6 protein-coding genes are annotated in these 3,696 nt (G+C 39.4%); 2 read left to right on the top strand and 4 right to left on the bottom strand.

The window, feature by feature from the left end; translation table 11 throughout:
* Nucleotides 1-270: 270 nt before the first annotated feature.
* Both A3735_RS20485 and A3735_RS20480 read right to left on the bottom strand, forming a co-directional pair.
* Nucleotides 271-753 (bottom strand): hypothetical protein, encoded by a 483-nt coding sequence (locus A3735_RS20485; RefSeq protein WP_068511189.1) that lies wholly within the window; start codon nt 751-753, stop codon nt 271-273.
* Between the two features lie 120 nt (nt 754-873).
* Complete coding sequence (locus A3735_RS20480) at nt 874-1,206, bottom strand: Qac family quaternary ammonium compound efflux SMR transporter (protein ID WP_068553830.1); 333 nt, start codon at nt 1,204-1,206, stop codon at nt 874-876.
* 224 nt (nt 1,207-1,430) lie between these two features.
* On the opposite strand from A3735_RS20480, the gene A3735_RS20475 reads away from it, so the two are divergent.
* Both A3735_RS20475 and brnA read left to right on the top strand, forming a co-directional pair.
* Nucleotides 1,431-1,730 carry a BrnT family toxin gene (locus A3735_RS20475; protein WP_068511104.1) on the top strand — a complete coding sequence of 100 codons (300 nt, stop codon included), beginning with the start codon at nt 1,431-1,433 and terminating at the stop codon, nt 1,728-1,730.
* On the top strand, nt 1,717-1,992 hold the full coding sequence (gene brnA, locus A3735_RS20470; protein ID WP_068510173.1) for a type II toxin-antitoxin system BrnA family antitoxin: 276 nt from the start codon (nt 1,717-1,719) through the stop codon (nt 1,990-1,992). The genes A3735_RS20475 and brnA overlap by 14 nt, the downstream gene beginning before the upstream one ends.
* Before the next feature lie 71 nt (nt 1,993-2,063).
* Here the strand turns inward: brnA and A3735_RS20465 are convergent, their stop codons facing one another.
* Both A3735_RS20465 and A3735_RS20460 read right to left on the bottom strand, forming a co-directional pair.
* On the bottom strand, nt 2,064-2,450 hold the full coding sequence (locus A3735_RS20465; protein ID WP_068511467.1) for a hypothetical protein: 387 nt from the start codon (nt 2,448-2,450) through the stop codon (nt 2,064-2,066).
* A gap of 561 nt (nt 2,451-3,011) precedes the next feature.
* On the bottom strand, nt 3,012-3,443 hold the full coding sequence (locus A3735_RS20460; protein ID WP_068511465.1) for a hypothetical protein: 432 nt from the start codon (nt 3,441-3,443) through the stop codon (nt 3,012-3,014).
* Between the last annotated feature and the right edge of the window lie 253 nt (nt 3,444-3,696).

Here is a 3,696-nt window from a genome sequence, read left to right as displayed (position 1 = left end):
AACACACCACCAACGAAACCTCTACAAATTAAAATGTACCTGAGAAGCTTAAACAGCGGAGCGGAACAGTTGGAAACCGTGCCACCTACCTTAATAATTTAAACGGAGGAATGCTCGATAAGAAACGAGCATTCCCTGCAGAATATTGAGCCCTAAACCTTAAGAGCCAAAAAACATTTAACGCTTAGCTAAACGGAGAGGTGAACTGGCGACTTTTTTGAGTGTTTTTCAAAAAAGGTGTCAGTTTGCCGAGTCCGTTTGAGCGCATTGTTATGTACTTAATTTTGATATTAGTTTTTTAAAAAGATCACCATAAAGAAATATGAAGCCAGCCAACAATATACATACTGCGAAAATAAATTTGTTGTGCACACTATTAACATATTGATAATCATATTTTTTTAACATTACACCATTAACACTTACCTGTTTTACCTTTAGGCCAAACAGTAAAGTATCCGCAAACCAAACCTTTACGTCAGCTCCCTGGGTAACCATATTCCGCTTTTGGGGTTTCAAGCGTAATCGATATTGCTCTTTTGACCCCGCTAAATTTAAATAGGTTTTATACCCGCGATATTTTACGTGTTTGAAACTTTCAATTACGCCTGCTGTAACTTCGTATTCATTTATTTTTTTTGCAGGGTCATCGAGTATTGATATTGTAAGCCCAATAATCACAGCAGCAGCTAGAGCCGAATATATAAATTTAAACAGTGCTTTAAAAGTTGCCATAACTTCGTTCTGAAACATAACGCCTTGCACAGCGGAAACTGTAGTGTAGTGGCTTTGTGCAACAATGAGCGAAGCGAATGCACAAAGCCGCGGAGCGGAGGTTTTCCGACTGGTGCAACTTGTTAGATGCATACTGGACTAATGTGCACTGGTTTTTGAAAGCAAGTTGAGAACAACAACGCCACCAACGATTAAACCCATGCCAACATACCCCCAAAGGTCAAGTTTTTGCCCGTGCATGAACCATGCGATTAGAGTTACTAAAACTATGCCAAGCCCTGACCAAACTGCATATGCAATACCAACAGGGATTGATTTCAGAGTAAGTGAAAGTAAATAGAAAGCAGCGCCATAGCCAATAATAACAAGCAGCGATGGGGCGATTTTAGTAAAACCTTCACTAGACTTAAGACTGGATGTTGCAATTACTTCACAAATAATAGCAGCGGATAAGAATAACCAGTTTTTCACAGTTTTCTCCAATGTATATATTTTTCGAAAGATTAAACTAACCCTTTAAAAATGAACAGTCTTGTTCTTTTGGAGAGGCTGTGAGCACATGGGGCATCTAACGCCCGGCTCACCGAGCAAATTTTATTGGCGGCTTTTTTGGTACAAAAAAGGTGACAATAAAATTTGTCCGGTGGAGCCGCTTGTTAGTGCCATTTTTATGTATATGATGGTAATATACATAAATGATTAATTGGAAACAAATAAAAGGCTTTAATTGGGATGCTGGCAACGAAAGAAAAAACGTTGATAAACACAGCGTAAACCAGTTAGAGGCCGAACAATTATTTTTTAATGAGCCTTTATTACTGCTGCCGGACAAAAAGCACAGTGATAAAGAGCCCAGATACCATGCCCTTGGAATTACCGATGATGGGCGGCAACTACATATTACTTTTACACTGCGTGAAGATAACACTTTGATTAGAGTGATTTCTGCACGACCAATGCACAAGAAAGAGAGGAAATTTTATGAACAAGCATAAACAGCCTCCAAAGTTTAAAACAGAGGCAGAAGAACGAAAGTTTTGGGAAGATAATGATTCCGCTGATTACTTGGACTGGAGTAAGGCCGCAAAAGTAACAATGCCCAACTTAAAACCATCGACGAAAACAATTTCCTTGCGGTTACCTGAGTCTTTGCTTGAAAGCATTAAAATTGAGGCTAATCGAAGAGACATGCCTTACCAGTCCTTAATCAAATCTTGGCTTGCTGATGATGTTCGACAGAATCGCTTAGCTTCTTAAGAGCACTAACGCCCGCCTAAACGGAGGAGTAAAATTGGCGCGCCTTTTTGGCACAAAAAGCGTGACATATTTTACGGAGTCCGTTTGAGGCGCTGGTTATGTTGTTCTTCTTTGCTAGAAGTAGCAACTCGATAAATACAATAAACCACAGCCAAGCCGAAGCCTATTGAACCATTAAATATGTTAGCTAAACCCGCTGTAATAGCGACTGCCAAATGTATTTGTTTATTACGAAGTAACAACCAGCCTAGAGAAAACGACACTATAAAAATAACCGACGCAAGGAAGTAAGGCATGGCCAACATAGTAGCCATTTGGCTAATACTAATCTCTCTATCGCTGGCACCAGTTATGAGCGATAACAATTGATAAGAATCGATGAGCGAAAATATAAGACAATAAAGAGCATTTAGAATAATGCTCGCACCAAGTAACTTTTCAAATAGAGCTTTGTTCATAATCCCTCAAAAAACATAACGCCTTGCGAATGGGCGAGCGACGCGCAGCAAAGCGAGTCCAGCCCCGGGTGTTTTTCCGGGGCGATCATTGCGCAACTGGTTAGGTGATTGATTCACTTTTTGCCTCGATTTTATGACCGCACTTACAGCAATAAAAATACTTATAAGCGAATTCATTCGGGACAAGCCAGACTTTAAATTTGCTGCGTTTGCTCGTGAGCAATTTTACCACTTTACCTGAATGAACTAGAGCTCTTTGTTCGCATTCCGGACACTTAAAAAATGCCGTGATGATTATTGCCGACCAACCAAGAATAATTAATGCTGCTAGAAGCGGGATAAACAAGTTAATAGAAATGAAGATAACTGGAAGAACTAACCAAAATAATTTGGCCGCTATTGACGAGGCTAACCAATAGTAATTAGAGATACTTGTTCAATCTGGTAACCCCTATTTACACCTAACGCTTGCCTAAACGGAGGAGCGAAATTGGCGTGCCTTTTTGCGACAGCAAAAAGCGCGACACATTTTGCGGAGTCCGTTTGAGGCGCTGGTTATATTCATTTCTGATAAGGTGGAGGCGGTTCAGATTTCTCACGAATAAAACCATCTAAACCAATATAGTCACCTTCTTTAACTATACGGCGACAATATGCGAGGTATCTTTTACCTTTTTCAAGAACTACTGGAACAACCGGAAAACCATAAGTATAGGTATCATCGCATTTAAGCATTACAACATACTTACCTTCCTTCAAACCCACGTTAAAATGCATAGACTTCATCATGTTTGTAGTGATAACTTCTGTTGCGTTCTCATCTACGACTGAAACCACTGATGGTCTGTGCCTTACCTTCATAAATGGAATCTTCTCCATATCAATGAAGGCTAAGTCTAATATGCCAATATTATCAGGGTTGTATCTACTTGGTGGAGTTGCACAACCACCAACAAAAAGTGCAATTAGCACTGTAATAAACTTATTAATCACCTTTCTCCTTTAAGAATATAACGCCGCCATTTGCGGGATGAGTTTTATGGCGACGTTTATGCGTTTCTTTGCATAAACGGTGACAGAAAACGAAGATCCGAAAGATGGCCTGGTTATATGATTTTTGCTTTTAGTCTTTTGACCTTATGCTCTTAATTTATTGTTAAGAACTCAGAAACGACGCAATAAACCATACAATAATTTTTATTTTGTTTATCTGATTTTGACCACGATAAACCCTAAATTCTTACCT

It is taken from the genome of Oleiphilus sp. HI0061 (genome assembly GCF_001635675.1).
The sequence above is the reverse complement of the archived record's forward strand: the minus strand, read 5'-3'. Positions and strand labels throughout refer to the sequence as shown.

Coding starts and splice junctions, on each gene's coding strand:
- A3735_RS20485 (WP_068511189.1), bottom strand. CDS start 753: ATGTTTCAGAACGAAGTTATGGCAACTTTTAAAGCACTGTTTAAATTT.
- A3735_RS20475 (WP_068511104.1), top strand. CDS start 1,431: ATGATTAATTGGAAACAAATAAAAGGCTTTAATTGGGATGCTGGCAAC.
- brnA (WP_068510173.1), top strand. CDS start 1,717: ATGAACAAGCATAAACAGCCTCCAAAGTTTAAAACAGAGGCAGAAGAA.
- A3735_RS20465 (WP_068511467.1), bottom strand. CDS start 2,450: ATGAACAAAGCTCTATTTGAAAAGTTACTTGGTGCGAGCATTATTCTA.